Source organism: Botrimarina sp., assembly GCF_040219535.1.
Taxonomy (GTDB): domain Bacteria; phylum Planctomycetota; class Planctomycetia; order Pirellulales; family Lacipirellulaceae; genus Botrimarina.
On the sequence record NZ_JAVJSH010000012.1, the window covers coordinates 591,637 to 611,062 of the forward strand.

Here is a 19,426-nt window from a genome sequence, read left to right on the forward strand (position 1 = left end):
ACCCCCCCCGCTTCGGACGAGAAGCCAGTCACGCTGGACGGATACGAGACCTATGGAGAGCTTTGGAGATAGTCCACTGCGTTGGCGGCTGGGGGTCGTCCGATGTGTGACGGCCGTGGGCCTGGCCTTGGCGACTGGCGCGGCGTACGCCCAAACGACTGCGACCGAGGGTCCACCCGCCGGAGCGTCGGCCGAGTCGTCCGCGACGGCGAGTTCCTCTTCGCCGGCCGACGGCTCTGACGCCGAGTCGCAGCAGGCGGACTCGGGCCGCCGGGCGCCGATCGACTGGTCGACGATCCCGGACGGCGTGGCCCCGCCGAAGCAGGGCTACGGCTACCGCGGCCTCAACCGGCAGCAGATCGCCGCGTTGCGACGCGAGGTGCACCTGCCGCTGGCGGCGCTGGCCTCGGCCCGCTCGCCACAGGACTTGCAGCGCTCTTTGCGTGTGGCGAAGCTGCCCGATCCGGACGAACCGCTGTTGCCCGTCGGGCCGGCGGTCCGCGACGCTCGCGACCCGTTCGGCGGGGAGCGCTTGGCGTCGTTCCGGCAGAACCCGATGCAAGCCCTAGGCGAGAGCCTCGGGGTGGACCTCAGCGCCGAAGCGGCCCCCCTCGACTCAGCGACGAACCCGTTCGGCGTGCAGCCGGCGGCCCCAACCGGCGACGCGCCGGCCGCCGCCGAGGACCCCTTCGCGGCGGGAGCCCCGGCCGCGGGCGACAGCGACGCGTCCGATGACCCCTTCGCGTTCTGACGGCTTCCCCTTCTCCTCGAAGAGACTGTGGGCCCCCCTCCCGCGCTTCCTCCCTGCAGGGCAGGCCGTCTGGCGCGGCTGGAGCGGTCGCACCACGCGCCGCCGCCCAGGGCGAATGACCCCGCGTCCAAGACCGGACGCAGCCTCTTGGTCCGATTCGTTGGCCGGTGCTATCCTCCCGTAGGGGGCGTCCTGAGCCTTTCCCCTGTGCCCACGCTATCGCGACCCGCGAGCCGTTCAATGGCCCTACTACGCGTCCGTAAAGCGCTCCGCTTCCGTCGGTTCCGACCCGGTGCGATGGCCCTGTTGGCCGGACTCGCCTTGGTGGCAGTAGCCGGGTGCGAGCCCGAGCCGACCCAGTCGACGGCGGTCGAGCCGCCGCCCCGAGAGAGGACGCCCGAGGATCGCTTCGAGGCGATCGTCGAAACCCTCAAGCACGGGCTCGAGAACCAATCGATTAGCAGCCAATCGCTGGCGGTCGACGGCGCGCCGGGGCCGGGTGACCCGGTCGCGGCCGCACGGATCCAGGTGGAGCACGAGCTGCTCCCCCCCGAAGAAGAGGGCGAGCCGTACCGCGCGCGAGTGACGTTCGTTTCCGACTCGAAGGTGACGGTCGTCCTGCCCAAGCCCCAGAAGGGCGACGACGAGGCGACAAAGAAGAAGAATCAAGAAGAACAGAGTGTCGCCGACCTGGACATCGAGGGGCTCGACCTCGACCAACTCAAGGTGCCGACGCAGGACGCCGTCGCCGAGAAGATGGGCACATCGCCGATCCACGAGCTCCAGTCGGAAGACGAAGAGCGAACTTTCGAGATGATCCTCCGCGATGGCCGTTGGGCTCTAGTCAACGAGCCCGACCCCGCGACCGAGCCGTACTACGACCTGGTGCTGAAGCGCGCCATCCGCAACCAGTGACCACCGGCGTCACGCGCGGCCGAGCGCGGCCAATGCGGCTTCGGCCGCGGCGTCGAGCCGGACCGTTTTGCTCTCGCCGGTAGCCAAGTCTTTGAGCTGGCACTCGCCCGCGGCGAGCTCGTCGGGCCCGGCGATCACGGCCAAGCGGAAGCCTTTCTTGTCCGCGTACTGCAGCTGCTTGCCCAGCTTCTTCGGCTCCGGGTAGACCTCCGTCGCTACGCCTGCCGCGCGCAGGCGGGCCGCAAGGGCCACGTAATCGGCGAGCCGATCGCCATCGAAGAACACGACCAGCGCGTCGGCCGGCGTGCGGACCTCGTCGACCAGGCCGAGCTCCTCCATGGCCGCCAGCAGCCGGTCCACGCCGAGCGACGCGCCAATGCCCGGCAGCGCCTGGTTGGTGTACACGCCGGCCAAGTCGTCGTACCGGCCGCCGCTGGCGACGCTGCCGATCCCCGGCAGGTCGTCGAGCGTGGTCTCGAGCACCAGGCCGGTGTAGTAGTCGAGGCCGCGGGCGATCGAGGGGTCGATCTGCACCCGCCCCGAAGCGACCCCGCCGGCCGCGACTCCGGCGAGGACCTCCGCCAGCCGGTCGAGGCTCGCCGCGCCGAGCGCGTTGCCGCCGACCAGGGGCCGCAGGGAGTCGAGCACGGTTTGGGCGTCGCCCCCGGTTTCGGCGAATCGGAACAGCGCGTCCGCCTGCTGGTCGGTCGCGCCAGCGGTCTCGGCCAGCTCGGCGCGGACCTTGTCGGGGCCGGCCTTGGTGAGCTTGTCGAGCGCGCGGAGCACCTCGACCGAGCGGTCGGCCAGGCCGAGCGTCTCGAGCAGCCCGTTGAGCACGCCGCGGTGGTTGATGCGGATCGTGAACCGCCCGACGCCCAGGGCGAGCATCAGGTCGTGCACGACGAGCACCACCTCGACGTCCGACGCGACGCCCGTCACGCCGACCGTGTCGAAATCGCACTGCACGAACTCGCGGTAGCGGCCTTTCTGCGTGTTCTCGCCCCGCCAGACCGGCCCGATGTGGTACCGCTTGAACGGCAGGCCGAGCTGCTGCGCGTGCTGCGCGGCGAACCGCGCGAGCGGCACCGTCAGGTCGAATCGCAGGCCCACGTCGCGCCCGCCGTGGTCCTGGAAGCGGTAGAGCTGCTTGTCGGTCTCGTCGGAGCCCTTGCCGGTGAGCACCTCCAGGTACTCCAGCGCAGGCGTGTCGATCGGAGCGTAGCCGTACGAGCGGTAAACGCGCCGCGCGGTCTCCATGAGCCGCTCGCGCGGGATCATCACCTCCGGCGGGTAGTCTCGGAAGCCCTTGAGCGTGCGGGGGGTGATGCGTTCTGGCATAGCGGGCAGCCGGCAGAGGGCAGCAGGCAGTCTTGCTAAACAGTCCGGCTCCGCCAGCAAGCCTGCCCGCTGCCTGCTGCCTGCTGCCGGCCCCTAGGCCAACACGGCCAGTGGGTTCGGCCGGCGAGAGCGGATGTCTTCGCCCTTCTCTTGGAACGCGGCCTCGGCGTACTCCCAGACCTGCTCGTGCGTCTCGAGGTAGAAGTCGTACGTCCAGTCCTCGTCGTACTCGCAGTTGTCGAACGTGTAGTCGCGGCAGATCTGCGGGCGGGTCTCGTACACGCCGCACCGGTAGTCGTCCTGCAGCTTCTCGCACACGGTGTGCACCAAGAGGTACCAGTCCTCGTCCTCGCGGAAGAACGTGCAATTGTTGTGCAGCACGATCCAGCGGATGTAATCCATGTCCGCCCGCTCGGTGGGCGTCTCGTACGGCACGGCGATGTAGTGGCAGCACTTCGCCGTGCAGTACTCGCAGAGATTGCCTCCCTTGGGGAGGTTCTCGCGCTTGATCTTCTTCGCGCCGAAGGCGGGCGGGTTGCTGCTCATCGGGGGTCCTCCGTGGGCTCTGTCCAGAGGTGGGCAATCTATCGCGCTGGGGCACGCAGGGGAAAGCCGCGACACGAGAGAAACCGCCAAGACGCCAAGAGCGCCGAGGTCGCAAAGAGAGCTCTCTCGAAGCGCCGCGGCTTAGAATCGCCACAGCGGTTTGTGTGGTGAACTCCGAGTCCCGTCCGCACAAAAGCCGTCCTTGGCGTACCTGGCGCCCTTGGCGTCATGGCGGTTCTGGCGGAATGTAAGGCCATGCTCAACGACTACCAACGGGTCCGCCGGTTCACCGAGCGGCTAACCGAAACGCTCACGCCGGAGGATAGCACCCTCCAGTCGATGCCCGCCGCGAGCCCCGCGAAGTGGCAGCTGGCGCACACCACCTGGTTCTTCGAGACGTTCCTCGTCGGCCGCTTCGACCGGGAGGTGAGCGGCTACGAGCCGATCGACCCCGCGTACGCGGTGCTCTTCAATTCCTACTACAACACCGTCGGCGAGCAGTTCCCGCGGCAGCAGCGGGGGCTGATCTCGCGGCCCGGGCTCTCGGAAGTGTGGGACTACCGCCGGCGGGTCGACGACGCCGTCGCCCGCCTAGCCGAGCGCGGCGCGCTGGCAGAAGACCCGCAGGCTGGCCACATCCTGGCGATCGGCCTGAACCACGAGCAGCAGCACCAGGAGCTGCTGCTGACCGACATCAAGCACGCGCTGGCGGTGAACCCGCTCGAGCCGGCCTTCCGCGACGACCCCCGCGCCCCGTCCGAAGCGAGCGAACAGGGCTGGGCCGATCTCGAGGGGGGAGTGCGGTCGATCGGCCACGACGGCGACGGCTTCGCGTACGACAACGAGGGGCCCCGCCACGAGGCACTGCTGCAACCACACCAACTGGCTCACCGCCCGGTCTCGTGCGGCGAGTACCTCCAGTTCATCGCCGACGGCGGCTACGAGGATCCAACGCTGTGGCTCGCCGAAGGATGGAACACCGTCAAGAGCGAGGGCTGGTCCGCCCCCCTGTACTGGCGCCGCGAGGCGGACGGCCGCTGGACCGAGTTTACGCTCGCCGGCCGATCCGACGTCGACCCGGCCGCGCCGGTCACGCACGTAAGCTACTTCGAGGCAGACGCGTTCGCACGCTGGGCCGGCGCACGGCTGCCGACCGAGTTCGAATGGGAAGCGGCGTGCCCGCAGGCAGCAGGCAGCAGGCAGACCGCAGGAGGGTTTGCTGACAAGCTCGTCGCGGCGGGGCAATCCGTTCAGCCGTCGGCGGAGACCGGCGGCAACGGCTTGCGGCAGATGCTCGGCGGCGTCTGGGAGTGGACCGCCAGTGCTTACACGCCCTACCCCGGCTACCGCGCGGCTGACGGCGCGCTGGGCGAGTACAACGGCAAGTTCATGGTGAACCAGCAGGTGCTCCGCGGCGGCAGCTGCGCGACAAGCAGCGACCACATCCGCCCGACGTATCGCAATTTCTTTGCAACCGCCGCGCGGTGGCAATTCAGCGGCATCCGCCTGGCGAAGTGACGCGCCGGCAAGCCATTAGCCTCAGCCGCGGGCGCTAGCCTCGGGCGAACGAAGCGCAGCGGCCGGTGCTCCGATCGCCCGAGGCTAGCGCCCTCGGCTCAATTGCGCCCGCACAATCTCCAGGCTTTTCTGCAACCGGCGGGCTGCTTGCTGGCTCTTCTAGGCGAACCGACGATCGCCAGCAGGAGCCCCGATGCCGTTTGACGCCGCTTTTCTCGCCGAGCTGAAACGGGGTGACGACAGCGCCGTCGAGCGGCTGGTGGCCGAGTTCGAAGGGCCACTCTACCGCTACTTCTTCGCGATCCACGGCGACCCGGCCCTCGCCGGCGAGCAGTCGGCCGACGCGTTCGCCGACCTGGTCGCCGCGGCGCCGAGGATGCGTGGCGGCCCGGCCCAACTGCGGGGCTTCGTTTACGCGGTAGCGCGGAACGTCGAGCGCCGCCGCTGGCGCGACCGCTGGCGACGCAGCCAGCCGCTGGCAGCAGCCGGCGAGCCGGAGAACGACTCAGCCGGCCCCGGCCACGAGGCCCAAGCGCGCGACGAGCTCCGCCAGACGCTCCGCGTGCTGGGCGGCATGGACGCGACCACGCGCGACATCTTTGTGCTCGCGTTCGTGGAGCAACTCCCCCTGGGCGAGGTCGCCCAGACGCTCGGCCTTCCGCTGGGCACGGTGAAGAGCCGCATCCACCGCGGCCGCCAAGAACTGACCGCGACGCTCGCGTCGATCGAGGACCGAACATGAACGATTCCACAGAACCAACGCCCAGCGAAGAGGACCGTCTCGGTGAGCTGCTCTCGCCGCTCCGCCGTGCCGAGCCGACCGCCCCGATGCGGAGGGCCAACCGCCGGGCTGCCCGTGCGGCGCTAGTACGCCCCACAACCTCCTCTTGGTGGCAACACAGCGTGTCGGTTCCTGCGCCGGTCGCCGCGCTCGCCGCCGGCGTGTTGCTGGCCGTTGGTTGGGGGCTCGGGGCCTGGCGTTCGATTTCAAGTGATCCGCCGGCGCCCGTCGTCGTCGAGGCGCCCGCTCCCGCACCGGTGACGCCGATCGCTGACACCGGTGCGCCCGCTTATACGACTAAGGCAAGTTATTTCCCGGGCGTTGGCTTCGTGTCCCGACAAACCACCTACCACCTGGAGAACCCTTTATGAAACGCGCCAAAGCTCTCTCCTTCATCGCGGTAGCGGCTCACGCTGCGACGGCTTCCGCCGCCGAGGTCGGATCAACTCCGCGGATTTTTTCGGTCGCCGCGAGGATTGTCTCCTACCTCCCCGACGCGGGAATCGAGACTTACGAAGAGCACGGAAGCGGCACGGCATCTGTCGGGGGCGATTTGGCGTTCGCGTACCGGATCGATGGAGAGATAGAGTCCGTACGAATCGAACCAACACGGAAGGCACCGCGGCTGCTCGTTGAAGTCGCGAAGAGCGGCAGCGAACCGGAGTCGATTGATTTCAGTCGCCTTGAGCCGCGGGCGATCAAGCTGGCGACATCCGCGGACGGTCGTCAGTACCAACTCAACCTTGTCCCTAGTGTTAAAGGCGAGGACCCGCCTCGGCCGGTGTCGCTCGAGAGCGTGCGGCTGGACCACATGTACTTTGCCAACGCCCCCGTGATCCTCAACGACGGCGTCTTCGTCGGCCGGCTCGGCGGCGGCGGCGGGGCGGTTGCGTCGCTGGATATCTGCGGAGTGGCGAGCGTCGAATTCTCGCTGCACAAGATCTCGGATTGGAAGCCGTGGGGCGTGCTTCAAGAAGGCGTTGTCGAATTGCGCCATCCTAGCGAGAGCACTACGATCGAAGTTTCCGGCCTGCAGAACGGAGCGAAGGGCGCCGCGAGCACGCTAGCGGGCGGGCCGTATCGGGTGTGGGTGAATTGGCAGCCCAGCGAACACACGTGCGATGAGGTCTGGGAACGGCTACGCGACGCCCAGAAGAAAATCGCCGCGGGGGAACTGGCGGTGAGTAGCCCCGAAGTCATGCCGTTGATTGAGATGCAACTTGCCCGCGAGCCAGGGCCGTGGATCTCGAGCGTCGGATTCCGAGGGCTGCGTTCCGACGAACGCGATTGACGCCGACGCAGGGTCGCGCTGCCTACCAAAAACCAAGAAGGCCGCCCGGGCACAGGGCCCGGGCGGCCTCCTCAGCAAAAGGGGGGACGCTCTTGATCGGTTCGTCAGCCGGGGGTCACCACGCGCTCCGCACGTGGTACACGCCGAACTGCGTGGTGCTCTGCGGCCACACCGGGGTCGGCTGGAAGGGGCCGCCGAAGGGGCCCGGGCCCGGGTAGTGGCGGCCGAACTGGTGGTCGATCCGGCTGATCGAGCTGGAGCCCACGCCCCAGCTGTAGGTCGTCTGCATCTGAGCCGTGGGCGGAACGACCAACGCCACGGGCCGGCCGTACTCGGTGTGGGCGTAGCTGTCGTGCCAGTTGTAGTGCTGGGCGCGCATCAGGGGCCACACGACGGGGTAGCTCGCCTCGGCCGCGCCGGCGACCAGCGTGGCGGCGGCCAGGCCGGCCGCGGCGATCAGGGGGGAACGCATGACGCGGTCTCGCTCGTCAGGGGGAAGGGGGCGGTCGCGGTCGGCGGCGCTGGGGGGCTCAGTACAGGTCCGGCTTCTGCAGGTGGTCGATGTGGCTCATGAAGTCGATGTTGCGGAAGAAGCCCAGCGGCACGTCGTCCCAGAGGCCGAAGCTGGCATGGTGCAGCAGGGTTCCGCCCGTGTGATAGCGGACTTTCGTACGGGTCCAACCGGCGCCGGGCCGGTAGGTGCAGTAGCTGCGATGATGCTTGTACATGTACTCGTGCGGCATCAGCGGCTGGTACGTGGTGTACGTGTGGCCCATCTGCGGGGGGACCGGCACGGGCGACACGTACTGCTGCGCCGTCGTGCCACTGGGACCGGGGCCCACGTAGTGGTTGTAGAACAAGTCGTTGGGCCGCTGGTGGCTCAGCCTCCGCTGGCCGTTCCAGCCCTCGAAGGCCGATGCGGTGGTCGCCGCGAGGCACACGAGCGCGGTCGCCGCGACGGCGTTGCGGGCGGGGGCGAGGCGGGTAGGACGCGGGCGCCACGACATCGGAAGCCTCCTTGCTCCGTTGTGTTTCATCGGGGTCCGTGGGCGGAGCGAGAGATCGCCCTGGCCGGACTAACCCCGAGGATCGACCCGGCACGCTCGGAACGCAGAGAGTTTTCCGGCGAGCCGTCACAGCCGTCACGACCCGCGCGACTCGGCCCGCCGGGCCGAGCGGCTTGCCTAATCGTCACGACCCCAACCGGCGGACGCCCGCGGGTGGTCGGTGTAGAACAGCGCTCCGGGGTCGACGCCCGCCTCGGCCAGCCGCTGGGCGGCGGGCTTCAGGCCTCGGGCTTCGGGCTTCGGGGGGGCGCTGGCGGAGGTCACCCCCTGAGGCCCGACGCCCGAAGCCCGAAGCCCAACACGCGCCGCGTCCGGGAACACGACGCCGAACATCAGCCACGCCATGGCCAGGGTGAGGCAGAGGTTGAGCGTCTGGCCGCACACGTAGAGCACCAGCGGCTTGCCGCTGCGGAGCGTGGCGGCGAGCGTGCGGAAGTCGGTCTCGAGGCCAATCGACACAAACGCCAACGCGAAGCACCAGGTGCGGAGCGTCTTGGTGGCGCCGCCGATCGTGGCGTCGACGACCGCGTCGCCGTCGGCGTGCAGCCAAGTGATCGCCGAGAAGACGACCGACGCGCCGAGGAAGCCGAGGATGAACTTGGGGAAGCGGCGCCAGATCTCTGCGAATGCGGAAGTCGGAGTGCGGAGTTCGGAATCCTCTGAAGGCGCCTCGCCCGGCAAGGATTCCGCATCCCGCACTCCGGATTCCGGATTCCTCATGACCCAGTAGGTCGCCACGGCGAACGCCACGACGCCGATCAGCACGTTTTGGATCATCTTGATGGTGACCGCCACCTCGAGCGAAGCGTCGCCCAGCAGCGAGCCGGCGGCGCCCACCGCGCCCGTCGAGTCGATCGTGCCGCCGATCCACGCGCCGCGCACCTCGGGCGAGAGGCCCATCGCCCGGCTCGCCGGCGGCATGGCGAGCATCATCACCACGGTGAAGGCAATCGACAGGCCGATCGCGAGCGAGAGCTCTTCCTTCTTCGCGCGGCACGCGGCCGCGGTGGCGATCGCGGCCGAAACGCCGCAGACCGACATGTCGGCCGAGATCACCATGTTCAGCGAAGGCGACTCGATCCGCAGCACGCGCTGGCCAAACCAGAACGTCGTGCAGAGCACGATCGGCGTGACGACCCACGCCACCCCGATGCCCGGTAGGCCCAGCGCCAACAACTTCCCCAGCAACACCTCCGCCCCCAGCAGCACGAGGCCGACCTTCATATACAGCTCGGTCCGCACCGCGGGCCGGAGCCAAGCCGGCGTGCCGACGGTGTTGGCGATCGCCAGGCCGATGACGATCGCCCACAGCGCGTAGGCGAGGCCCCAGTAGTCGAGCGTCGCTTGCTCGGACAACGCGATCGACACCGCCGCGAGCAAGAACACTCCGACAAACCCCGCCGCGAAGCGTCCCACCTTCTGTCCCCCAAGCCACGCCGCGGCAGCAAAAGTCGCCAGCGTGGCCGTGCCGGCGCCGAGGGTTCCGGCCCACCGGCCCGACGCCAGGGCCTCGACCGGCGACTCCGACCAGCCGCCCGGCGTGGCGAGCAGCGGCGTGAGCGGGTTGCCGGCGTCACCCGAAGCGACGGCCGCCCCGAGGCATACCGCCAGCAGCACGACCCCGAGCAGCACGGCGAGCCAGTCTTCGGAGAGGCGGGGCATGGGGGCGAGGCGCTAGTTGCGAGGCGCTAGGCGCGAGTTCTTGCTGGGGGGCCCTGAAGTTAAGCAGCGACCCGTCCGCGCTCAACTAGCGCCTAGCGCCTTCGACCCAGCGCCTCGCTCGTGCTCCCTCAGGTGCAGCGTGAGGTCGAAGAGCGTCTTGCCGATGACCAGCAGCAACAGCAGCCAGACGGGCGAGCCGAGCGTCATCACGAAGAACCCGCTCAGCACGATCGCCACGTGCAGCACGACGACGCGGCCGTACGGCGCGATCATCAGCTCCGGCGGCGTCAGGCGGCGGTACTCGCCGCGCCCCAGGTAGTTGGTGAAGTACGACACCAGGTGGCTCGCCGCGAGGCCGATCGCGGCGACCAGCAGGGCGGGGCTCTGCAGGGCTTCGATCGCGGTCCCGAACGGGTTCATCGAGCCGCCCAGCGGCCCCCCCTCGCCCGCCAGCACGCCCACGAACACGCCGTGCACGAAGCAGAACAGGCCGTAATGGACCGTGAAGAACGGCGCGAAGAACAGCTTCGAGGCGTTCCAAGCCGCCCCGCCGGCGGTGAGCTTCTCGAGCTGCTCGCGCTGCTCGGGCGGGAGCGAGGCGAGCCGTTCCGCGTAGCGCTGGGCGACGAGCCCGGGGTCGGGCGAGCAGGTGAGGATCTTCAGCACGTTGATCGCGCCGATGACGACGTTCTCGAGCCAGTACACGAAGACCACGTCGAACACCCGCCAGCCCAGCAGCAACACGCCCGCCAGCGGGATGACGTTCGCCGCCACGAGCGACACGACGCTCCAGCGATGGTTTTCGAGCTGCGCGGCGGTGGGGAGCTGGAGCGGGTGCAAGGCGGTGGCTTGCTAGACAAGATTGTCGAACACAGAAACCGCGTACACCCTGACCAGTCGACGCGCTGGATCGACTGAGAATCGAACGATGAGAGGGTCGGCTATCACGACTCTGTCGGTCGACTCTCGACGCGACTCGCCTACCGACTCGGGTGAGATGCGGAGGGCTTCATGCAGCGAAACCAGCGCCGCCTCGATCCGATCGCAGGCCTCGGCCGAAGCGACGGCGAGTACGCCATCGATGACTCTGGTTGGCTCCGGATTCCAGGCTATCGCGTAGCTCACTTTCGCGACGCCCTTACGCGCTCGAGCAACTCTTCGGTGGAGATTGCCGGGCCGTCGTAGGCGGCCAATTGATCGAGCTCGTCGTCGCTGTAGTCGGGCGTCGCGGCGGAAAGGGGGGGGCCGGGCTGGAATGAGTCCGGCAGTACCCGCCCCACGATCCTCCCCGAACCGTCCACCAACTCGACGACCTCGCCGGCGGTCGAAGAAAGCAGCTTCTGCTTGAGATCGTCGTCGATCGTGATCCGGACCATCTATCTCACCCTCAGGTTCTGGAGACCCCGTGGCCACGCCAAGTATAACCGGGCAGCCCAGGTGGCAGGCGGCTAGTCTCCAACAAGCTCGCCGTTCTCCTCGGGCTCCTTGGCTTCCTCCGGCGCGGTCACCACGCGGTTGATCGCGGCCTCGTGGTGGGCGGCGTCGACGATCAGCACGTTGTCGCCGAGGTTCATCTGCGCGGGGTCGTGCTCGACCTTGCGGCCGCGGTCGTCCATCTTCACGTCGGCGTCGGCGGTGCGCTTCTTGGCCACACTCAAGAGCTGCTCGTACAGCTCCTTCTCCTCGGCCGCGTTGATCACGCTCACCGCGCCGGCCACCTCTTTGAGGTACCGCATGAACACCTCGCGGCGGTCGGACTGCTGCTTCGACTTCTGGCGCCGGCGGAGGAACATGCCGAGTTTGCGGCCAACCGATTGCAGCCCCAAGCGGATCTCCTTCTGGATCTCCGGGTAGCTGGCGATCGCTTCCTTGCTCTCGCTGGTGAACGGCACCCACACGCTGGCGATGTGCACCATCAGCGTGACCGGCCCCTTCGGCAACGCGCCGCGCGACTGGCTCAGGCCGTAGCCCCGCCAGTTGGTCGCGGTCACGGTCTGGGTCACCGCGCAGGCGGCCTGCTGGAACTGCAGCGGCACCCGGTTGGCGAACCGCAGCACGTCCATCTGCTGGCCCTCGGCCACGTTCACGTTCTTCATCGCGTGCAGCAGCTTCTCGCGGTCCTTCGGCTTCAGCTTGTTGGGGGTCTGCCGGGTCTTCAGGCCGCTCTGCTTGACGATCCGGTCGGCCGACTCGGCGCCGAGGCCGTTGAACGTGTTGATGAGGAACTGCCGCACGGTGCGCGTGTCGGTCTCCTCCAGCAGCTCCAGCAGCAGGTCCGCCGTGATATTCTGGGTGGGCGCGGCGCCGCCGTAGGCGAGGCCCACCTCGACCACGAACGGGTTGCCGCGGTACACGCTCGGCGGCCGCGTGGCGGCCGCGTAGAACTCGCCCGGCACCACGTGGTGCAGGCCGCGGAGGATCAGGTCCTCGCCGATCGGGCAGATGCAGTCGGTCTCTGGCGCGGAGATCTTGGTCGCTTGGATCGCCTCGTAGAGCTTCTCGATCTGCGGCCGCTCGACCTTGTGGACCTTGGTCCGCGCGCCGACCTTCGCGCCCTCGCAGATCCGCTTCGCGACCGCCGGCGTGACGCGGCTGAACTTGGTGCGGAAAAACTCGCTGACGCTCTGGTCCTCCGATTCTTCCAAGAGGGTCGCCAGCCGGCCGATCTCCACGCCGTACGGGTGCGGCTTGATCTCCTTCGGCTCGGGCGGGAGGGACTCGGTGCTGCGGGTGTAGTCGTACTGGTACTCGTCCGGGTCGACGTAGTGCAGCGAGATGTGCGGGTTGGCGATCGCGGTCTGTTCGAGGTACTCGTCGACCGAGCCGCGGCCGCGGATGTACTTGGCCTCCAGCTCGATCGTTACGCGCGTGCCGTGGTCGATCGGCACCCACTCGATGCCGTGGTCCTTGATGTACTTGACGCCCTTCTCCCCCGGCGGGATGTCGACCCCCTCGCCCTTGCCGTTGAGGATCTTGGGCACGTTGCGCTTCGTGTCGATCTGGATCTCGTAGTAGTGGGCCGGCTTGCGCACGGAGACCTTCGACACGATCTTCACCGGCTTGCCGGTGGTCTGCACGCCGTACATGCCAGCCGCCGAGATGCCGATGCCTTGCTGGCCGCGCGACTGCCGCAGGCGGTGGAACTTCGAGCCATACAGCAGCTTGCCGAAGATCAGCGGGATCTGCTTCTTGAGGATCCCCGGCCCGTTGTCCTGCACGCCGATCTTGTACTTGCCGGCGCTGGTGGCCTCGATGTGGACCCAGATCTCCGGCAGGATGCCGGCCTCCTCGCACGCGTCGAGCGAGTTGTCGACCGCTTCCTTGACGGTGGTCAGCAGCGCCTTGCGGGGGTTGTCGAACCCCAGCAGGTGGCGGTTCTTCGCGAAGAACTCGCTGACGGAGATCTCTTTCTGCGCGGCCGCCATCTTCTTGGCGTCGCTGCGGCGGGGCGTGCTAGCAGGCATCCGAGGGGCGGCGTGGCTGGTGACTCGTGGCTCGTGACTCGTGGGGAAACCACGATTCAAGCCGGAAACCGCGGCCGGCCAAAGGGGGCGCGGCGGGAGCGTTCCACTCAGGGCACACGCCGGGTGCGTGCCAGCCGATGGTCGTAGCTCAGCCCTTCGCCGGCGGCTGGGGCGTCGCGAAGAGGGCGCGGAGGTCGATCTCGAGGCCGGAGAGCACGTCGCCGCCGGTGAGCGTGTCTTGCTCGGTGAGCACGCTCGGAGAATCGGGCGCCGTGTACACGATGACGGTCTTAGTGGGCGGGTCGATGTACCACACCAGGCGCGTGCCGGCCTCGAAATACTCCCGGAGCTTTCGCTCCATCTCGCGCTTGGTGTTGCTGCGGCTGAGCACTTCGACAGCGAGGTCCGGTGCGAAGAGCGGTGCGGCCTCGTCAGGAAACCCGGAGCCCTCGAGCCGCGCCCACGACACAAACGACACGTCCGGGATACGGACCTGCCCGGGGAACAGCTGGAGCATCCCGTCGGCCCCTGCGGCTATCCCGACTCGATGCGCCCCGACAAAGGCTCCCAGGATCGTAACCAGCCGACTCGCTAGGTAGGCTTCCCAGAACCCCATCGTTTTCTCCAGAAGCACGCCGTCGATCAGCTCGCAGAGGCGATCCTCGTGGTCGTCCAAGCGTACGACATCCTCGACGGTCGCAGTGCCCGGGCGCGGGTCGCGGACGATCCGGACCAACGGCATGTCGGGCCCGAAACGCTCGGCCAGATCGGCGACGGTCCACTCGATCGTCGGGGGAAGCGACGCGCTAGCCATGGGAGTACGGCGGGCAAAGGCGGGGAACTGCCAAAGTATACTTGCCGCTCACTCCCCCGGCGACGCCAGCCGCCGGAAGAACGCCGGCTGGGGCTTCACGCCGCGCACGATCTGCGGCCCCGTGTAGAACCGCTCGGCCACCGGGCGGCCCAGGCGCCGGGTGGTCCAGGCGCCGACGGCCGAAGTCGCCGCGGCGCCGGACCAATGCGGGAACCAGCCCAAGCGCCACCACAGCCCGGCGACCATCGCCATCGACAGCGGGACCGCTAGCGCCTCGAGCAGCAGGCGGTCGTTGCGCCACACGACGGGCCGCCGCTTCGCGATCCGCTCGCCGAAGCATGCGATCTTGCCTCTCGTCGCCCGCCTTGTCACGCACCCGGGGCGACTCCCACTGCACGAGCCATCCCGGGCGGTGACACCCGCCCGCCGCGCTACGTGTCTTCCTCGTGGCCCATGCCCTCGTCGGTCTCGTCGTCGTCGGCGGCCAGGGTCAGCGGGTCGATCGGCGGCTCGTCGGTGACGATCATGTTCGTGGCCAGGTCGCCCAGCAGCCGGTTCTGCAGGTGGTCGTCCGGCAACTCGCCGCGGCGCCGATCGATGCCCCGCGCCCCTGGCCCCGGCTGGCTCTTCTCGAGCACCCCCAGGTGGCAGATCGGGTCGCCCGGCGCGATCGAGGGGAGGGTCACCGTGCCGAGCACGACCGCGTCGACCGGCGAACGGAACACCTCGATCACGCTCCCCGCCAGGCTCGTGTTGGTCGCCAGCGGCGCGCCGGCGCGGACCGTGTCGCCGGGGCCCACGTGCATGTGGAGGAACCCGCCGTGGTCGGCACGCACCCACGTGGTCTGGCGGACCTCGACCTGGTAGGGGGGCTCGACAGCCGGCTCCTCGATCATCCCCAAGTGCGAGAGCACGTTCTTCACGCCCCGCACCGCGTACTCGACGACCGACGGCTCGACCTTCCAGACCTCGCCCCCTTCGAGGATGATCGTCGGCTTGCCCGCGCGGCAGGCTTCGCGGCGGAGCGAGCCGTCGGGGCCCTCCCCGTCGACGATGATCGACGAGCCGAACGCCCGCGCCAGCTCGGCGACCCGCGGCTCGGACAGGTCCGCACGCACGTTGGGGAAGTTGGTCCGCCGCACCGCAGCCGTGTGGAGGTCGACGCCGAAGTCGCAGCGGCCCACGATCTCCTGGAAGATGATCGACGCCATCCGGCTCGCCAGGCTGCCCGACGCCGCGCCGGGGAAGCAGCGGTTGAGGTCCCGGCGGTCGGGCAAGTACCGGCTGTGGCGGTCGAACCCGAGCAGGTTGAGCACCGGCACCAGCAGCAGCGTGCCGCGCGCCAGGTGCAGCGTGGAGTCCGCGATCAACTGACGCACGGCGCCGGTGCCGTTCAGTTCGTCGCCGTGCAACGCGGCCGTGACGAACAGCGCCGGACCGGGCTCCGAGCCGCGTCGGACGAAGACCGGGATCGGCAGCGTCAGCCCCGAGTAGCTCTCGGAGACCGCCAGCGAGACCTCGGTCGCCCCCCCGGGGGGGACCATCACCTCGCCCCACACGTGGGGCAACAAAGTCGACATCCGGGACGGCTCACTCGGCGGGGGAACACGGCGCGCGCTGGGCGCTTTCTCTGCCGGAGACCATCCCGCGGCGGTCACGCCGCGTCTAGCCCAGCTTGCCCAATCGCGGCGGAAAGGAATCCGCAAGATTTCTACGGCGCCGCGGCCCCCGCCGCGCGGTTGAAGCTAACGGGCCCCCGCGCAGCGGCCGGGCGCCCGCACCGGATGCCTCTGCGACACCCCGCCCGCTTTTCTTCCGGACGATGGAAAGACTCCCGCCCCTGCGTCGTGCGGCCCGCCGAGGGTTCACCCTCGTTGAGTTGCTCGTGGTGATCGCCGTGATCGGCGTGCTGCTCGGCTTGCTGCTGCCAGCGGTGCAGGCGGCGCGGGCTTCGGCGCGGCGGACCGAGTGCCGCAACAACCTGCGGCAGGTGGGGCTCGCGCTGGAGCAGCACCTCCAATCGCAAGGCGCTCGGGCCAAGTTCCCCGATGCGCCGCGGCTGCCGAAGACCGCCAACGTGGACGGTCGGCCCGGCTTGCCGGAAGTGCTCGCCGGCTTCACCGAAGACAACGCGCTCGTCTGGCGGTGCCCTTCGGACACCCAGCGCGAGGACGACCCCGACCGCAGCTACTTCGACACCGAAGGCACCAGTTACGAGTACCAAGGCGACCGCGTCGGCGACAAGACACGCCCCCAAGTGCTCGCCGACCGCCGCACCGGCGCGCAGCGGAGCAGCACGCGCGTGTGGGTCGTCAACGACTTCGAGGCCGTCCACGGCCCGGTCGGTCAGGACGGCTCGCGCAACTTCCTTTATCTAGACGGGCACGTCGACGGCATCGTGCTCGCCGAGGATTAGCCGCCAGGAAAAACGAGCATGACAAAGAAGTCCCCGACGAAGAACAAACGCAGGTGGCCGTTGGCGATAGTGGCCCTGCTGCTGCTCTGCGGCGCCGCTTGGGCGCTGCGGGGCGAGCGGGTCGACCCCGCGGTCGCCGAGTTAGAGGCCCTGCGCAGCAAGGCCTTCGCCGACGACGCCACCGATTCCCAGCGGCAGGCTTTTCGCGACCAGGTGCGCCAGCTCACCGACGAGCAGCGCCAGCAGTTCTTCCAGCGGAGCCGCCCCGACATGCGCGCCCGCATCGCCGAGCGGATGGACACCCTGTTCGAACTCCCTCCCGATCAGCTGCAAGAGGAAGCCCGCGCCCGCGCAGCGGAGATCGTCGCCGCTCGGAAAGAACGCGCCGCGCGGCCCGAAGGGGAGCGCGGGGGGCCGCCGTGGGGCGGGGGCCAGATGAGCGAGGCGCAGCGCGACCAGTTCCGCAAGCAGCGGCTCGACTTCGTCGACGCCGGGACGCGCGGCCAGATGAGCGAGTTCCGCCGCATGGTCGACCAGCAGCTCGAGGCCATGGGCCAAGAGCCAAGCTCCGGCCGCGACATGCGAGCGATGATGGGCGGCCGGGGGCGCAATCGCGGCTAACGGGCCGCGCCGCGACGGGGTTAGCGATTCAGCGGGACAGCCACAGCAGCGGCTTGCCGTTCTCGTCGACGCGGAGCTCGACGCCGAGCCCGGCTTGGTTCGCTAGCGCGCCGAGCAGCCGCTTGTAGAACGTGCGTCGTTTGGGGAACGAGACCTCGACGGCCGCGGGGTCGACCCCGTCGCGGCGGAGCGCGAAGTGGTCGTACACAATCGCCAGCGGCTCGCCGTTGACCTCCAGCCGCGGTCGAATCGCGTCGATCGCTTCGGACAGCGTGTAGCCCTCGACCTCAACCGTCAGGAACTCCGACAACACCGGCGCGGCTTCCCCGATCGCGACCTCTGGTTCGTAGCCGACGGGCCAAGGGTCGTCGGCCTCCTTCGCCGGCGCAACCACGAGCCGCACCCCCTCGCCGACCGGCCGCCGCGGCTGGAGGGCGAGGCCCTCGGCGCGCAGCATCGCGGCGAGTCCGGCGCCGCTGGCGAGGCCCCGCACCTCGTCGGCGGCGTCGGCCGTCGTGCCCAGCGCGGCTTCGGCGGCGGGCGCAACGTCGATCTTGACCCGCGCCGCGCGGCTCACGTCGTCGATCGCGCGGCGGAGCGTCGGCGGCTGAGGCCATTCGGGCAGCGGGGTTTGGAGCCTGGTGAACAGGTCGACGAATTCGGCGCGGGTGAGGCCGAACTTGCCGCGGGGCTCGGTGAGCGCCGCCGGCCCGTCCCCCGCGATCCGCTGGAAGTACTCCTCGAGTGCGGCCCGGTCGCTGCGGCCGAACCGCTTCGGACCGGTTGGGCCCGGCAACAGGAGCTCGCCGTCGCGGGTCAGCACGCCGTAGAGCTTGACCATCGGCCGCCCCCCCAAGCCCTCGCCCAGCTCGACCAACCGGGGCCGCTCTTTGCCGCGCGCGGCGACCAACCGGGCCGGCCCCGCGCCGGCTTCGGCCAACCGTTGAAGCCACTCGCGCGGCGCGGTACCGTGCGGCCCCGCTTGGTTGGCGATCTCGACCGACGGCGCCGCGGCGCTCGCCGCCGCCGCCGCGCCGAGGCAAGCCGCGGCGGCGATGGATGCTCTTCGCAAGTTCATACTGACACTCTAGCACGGCGAGCGAGTAGGCAGACGGCAGCAGGCAGAAGGCAGGATAGCGAGCCTGCCTTCTGCCTGCTGCCGTCTGCCGGCTAGCTCCGCAGGAGCCCCCCAATGTCGCGTCTCGTCACGCTGTTCACCGGCCAGTGGGCCGACCTGCCGCTGGAGAAGCTCGCCCCGATGGCGGCCGACTTCGGCTACCAGGGGCTCGAGCTGGCCTGCTGGGGCGACCACTTCGAGGTCGACAAGGCGATCGACGACCCCAACTACGTGGTCGAGAAGCGTGCCCTGCTGGACCGCTACGACCTGGAGTGCCACGCCATCAGCAACCACCTGGCGGGGCAGGGCGTGTGCGACCGGATCGACGAACGCCACCAAGCGATCCTCCCCCCGCGCCTGTGGGGCGACGGCAAGCCCCAGGGGGTGAACGCCCGCTGCGTGGAGGAGATGAAGAACACGGCCCGCGCCGCGCAGAAGTTCGGCGTGTCGGTCGTGAACGGGTTCACCGGCTCTTCGATCTGGCCGCTGCTGTACTCGTTCCCGCCGGTCCCCGAGTCGATGGTCGAGGAGGGCTTCGGCTTCTTCGCCGAGCAGTGGAACCCGATCCTCGACGTGTTCGACGAGTGCGGCGTGCGGTTCGGCCTGGAGGTCCACCCGACCGAGATCGCCTTCGACATCTACACCGCCGAGCGCGCCCTCCAGGCGGTCGGCCGGCGCGAGGCGTTCGGCTTCAACTTCGACCCGAGCCACCTGATGTGGCAGGGGGTCGACCCGGTCGAGTTCATCCGCGCTTTCCCCGACCGGCAGTACCACGTGCACATCAAGGACGCGATCGTCACGCTCGGCGGTCGCCAGGGGATCCTCGCCAGCCACCTGAACTTCGGCGACCCGCGCCGCGGCTGGGACTTCCGCTCGCCGGGCCGGGGCGGGGTGAACTTCGAGGAGATCATCCGCGCGCTCAACGTGATCGGCTACCAGGGCCCGCTGTCGGTCGAGTGGGAAGACTCCGGCATGGACCGAGAGCACGGCGCGCGCGAGGCGGCCGAGTTCGTCAAGCGGCTCGACTTCGCCCCGAGCGACGTGGCCTTCGACGCCGCGATGGCCGAGCAGGGCGGCGCGTAAGCGAAGCCCCAGCGATCCGGGAAGCGTAAGCTCCCGGCGGGC

At 69.3% G+C, this 19,426-nt stretch carries 20 protein-coding genes and 1 pseudogene; 9 read left to right on the forward strand and 12 right to left on the reverse strand.

Features of this window, described 5'->3' with window-relative positions; genetic code table 11:
• Nucleotides 1-52 precede the first annotated feature (52 nt).
• Complete coding sequence (locus RIC11_RS06550) at nt 53-751, forward strand: hypothetical protein (protein ID WP_350209529.1); 699 nt, start codon at nt 53-55, stop codon at nt 749-751.
• A gap of 240 nt (nt 752-991) precedes the next feature.
• Nucleotides 992-1,666: a hypothetical protein gene (locus RIC11_RS06555; RefSeq protein WP_350209531.1), complete on the forward strand. Its 675-nt coding sequence runs from the start codon at nt 992-994 to the stop codon at nt 1,664-1,666.
• 9 nt (nt 1,667-1,675) lie between these two features.
• Here RIC11_RS06555 and hisS read toward each other — a convergent pair whose 3' ends face one another.
• Nucleotides 1,676-3,004: a histidine--tRNA ligase gene (gene hisS, locus RIC11_RS06560; protein WP_350209533.1), complete on the reverse strand. Its 1,329-nt coding sequence runs from the start codon at nt 3,002-3,004 to the stop codon at nt 1,676-1,678.
• Nucleotides 3,005-3,097: 93 nt separating this feature from the next.
• Complete coding sequence (locus tag RIC11_RS06565; protein ID WP_350209535.1) at nt 3,098-3,550, reverse strand: YkgJ family cysteine cluster protein; 453 nt, start codon at nt 3,548-3,550, stop codon at nt 3,098-3,100.
• Between the two features lie 255 nt (nt 3,551-3,805).
• On the opposite strand from RIC11_RS06565, the gene egtB reads away from it, so the two are divergent.
• The 4 genes from egtB (at nt 3,806) to RIC11_RS06585 (ending at nt 7,140) form a co-directional block, all read left to right on the forward strand.
• Nucleotides 3,806-5,068: an ergothioneine biosynthesis protein EgtB gene (gene egtB, locus RIC11_RS06570; RefSeq protein WP_350209537.1), complete on the forward strand. Its 1,263-nt coding sequence runs from the start codon at nt 3,806-3,808 to the stop codon at nt 5,066-5,068.
• A 193-nt stretch (nt 5,069-5,261) separates the two neighbouring features.
• Nucleotides 5,262-5,810 (forward strand): RNA polymerase sigma factor, encoded by a 549-nt coding sequence (locus RIC11_RS06575; RefSeq protein ID WP_350209539.1) that lies wholly within the window; start codon nt 5,262-5,264, stop codon nt 5,808-5,810.
• Nucleotides 5,807-6,220: a hypothetical protein gene (locus RIC11_RS06580; RefSeq protein WP_350209541.1), complete on the forward strand. Its 414-nt coding sequence runs from the start codon at nt 5,807-5,809 to the stop codon at nt 6,218-6,220. The genes RIC11_RS06575 and RIC11_RS06580 overlap by 4 nt, the downstream gene beginning before the upstream one ends.
• On the forward strand, nt 6,217-7,140 hold the full coding sequence (locus RIC11_RS06585; RefSeq protein ID WP_350209543.1) for a hypothetical protein: 924 nt from the start codon (nt 6,217-6,219) through the stop codon (nt 7,138-7,140). Before RIC11_RS06580 ends, RIC11_RS06585 begins: the two co-directional genes overlap by 4 nt.
• A 115-nt stretch (nt 7,141-7,255) precedes the next feature.
• Here the strand turns inward: RIC11_RS06585 and RIC11_RS06590 are convergent, their stop codons facing one another.
• The 9 genes from RIC11_RS06590 to RIC11_RS06630 all read right to left on the reverse strand — a co-directional run bounded on the left by RIC11_RS06590 (nt 7,256) and on the right by RIC11_RS06630 (nt 15,727).
• Nucleotides 7,256-7,612, reverse strand: coding sequence for a hypothetical protein (locus RIC11_RS06590; RefSeq protein ID WP_350209545.1), 357 nt, complete (start codon nt 7,610-7,612; stop codon nt 7,256-7,258).
• Between the two features lie 58 nt (nt 7,613-7,670).
• Nucleotides 7,671-8,147, reverse strand: a complete 477-nt coding sequence (locus RIC11_RS06595) for a hypothetical protein (protein ID WP_350209547.1) — start codon at nt 8,145-8,147, stop codon at nt 7,671-7,673.
• A 177-nt stretch (nt 8,148-8,324) separates the two neighbouring features.
• Nucleotides 8,325-9,869, reverse strand: a complete 1,545-nt coding sequence (locus RIC11_RS06600) for a YeiH family protein (RefSeq protein WP_350209549.1) — start codon at nt 9,867-9,869, stop codon at nt 8,325-8,327.
• A gap of 81 nt (nt 9,870-9,950) precedes the next feature.
• Complete coding sequence (locus RIC11_RS06605; protein WP_350209551.1) at nt 9,951-10,709, reverse strand: DUF6498-containing protein; 759 nt, start codon at nt 10,707-10,709, stop codon at nt 9,951-9,953.
• A 281-nt stretch (nt 10,710-10,990) separates the two neighbouring features.
• Complete coding sequence (locus RIC11_RS06610; protein WP_350209552.1) at nt 10,991-11,245, reverse strand: hypothetical protein; 255 nt, start codon at nt 11,243-11,245, stop codon at nt 10,991-10,993.
• Nucleotides 11,246-11,317: 72 nt separating this feature from the next.
• On the reverse strand, nt 11,318-13,333 hold the full coding sequence (locus RIC11_RS06615; RefSeq protein WP_350209554.1) for a DNA topoisomerase VI subunit B: 2,016 nt from the start codon (nt 13,331-13,333) through the stop codon (nt 11,318-11,320).
• A gap of 148 nt (nt 13,334-13,481) precedes the next feature.
• Entirely contained in the window at nt 13,482-14,147 is a 666-nt protein-coding gene (locus RIC11_RS06620) for a Uma2 family endonuclease (protein WP_350209556.1), read from the reverse strand.
• A gap of 48 nt (nt 14,148-14,195) precedes the next feature.
• Nucleotides 14,196-14,519 carry a hypothetical protein gene (locus RIC11_RS06625; RefSeq protein ID WP_350209558.1) on the reverse strand — a complete coding sequence of 108 codons (324 nt, stop codon included), beginning with the start codon at nt 14,517-14,519 and terminating at the stop codon, nt 14,196-14,198.
• A 59-nt stretch (nt 14,520-14,578) separates the two neighbouring features.
• The gene (locus RIC11_RS06630) at nt 14,579-15,727 is read right to left on the reverse strand and encodes a succinylglutamate desuccinylase/aspartoacylase family protein (RefSeq protein ID WP_350209560.1); all 1,149 of its coding nucleotides are present in this window, start codon (nt 15,725-15,727) and stop codon (nt 14,579-14,581) included.
• A 242-nt stretch (nt 15,728-15,969) separates the two neighbouring features.
• On the opposite strand from RIC11_RS06630, the pseudogene RIC11_RS06635 reads away from it, so the two are divergent.
• Both RIC11_RS06635 and RIC11_RS06640 read left to right on the forward strand, forming a co-directional pair.
• Nucleotides 15,970-16,179 (forward strand): annotated as a pseudogene (locus RIC11_RS06635) (type II secretion system protein); the annotation flags it as partial.
• A 402-nt stretch (nt 16,180-16,581) separates the two neighbouring features.
• Nucleotides 16,582-17,184, forward strand: coding sequence for a hypothetical protein (locus RIC11_RS06640; protein WP_350209561.1), 603 nt, complete (start codon nt 16,582-16,584; stop codon nt 17,182-17,184).
• 28 nt (nt 17,185-17,212) lie between these two features.
• Here RIC11_RS06640 and RIC11_RS06645 read toward each other — a convergent pair whose 3' ends face one another.
• Nucleotides 17,213-18,262, reverse strand: a complete 1,050-nt coding sequence (locus RIC11_RS06645; protein ID WP_350209563.1) for a hypothetical protein — start codon at nt 18,260-18,262, stop codon at nt 17,213-17,215.
• A 114-nt stretch (nt 18,263-18,376) separates the two neighbouring features.
• Here RIC11_RS06645 and RIC11_RS06650 point away from each other — a divergent pair, with 114 nt between their 5' ends.
• Nucleotides 18,377-19,384, forward strand: coding sequence for a sugar phosphate isomerase/epimerase family protein (locus tag RIC11_RS06650; RefSeq protein WP_350209565.1), 1,008 nt, complete (start codon nt 18,377-18,379; stop codon nt 19,382-19,384).
• Nucleotides 19,385-19,426: the final 42 nt, after the last annotated feature.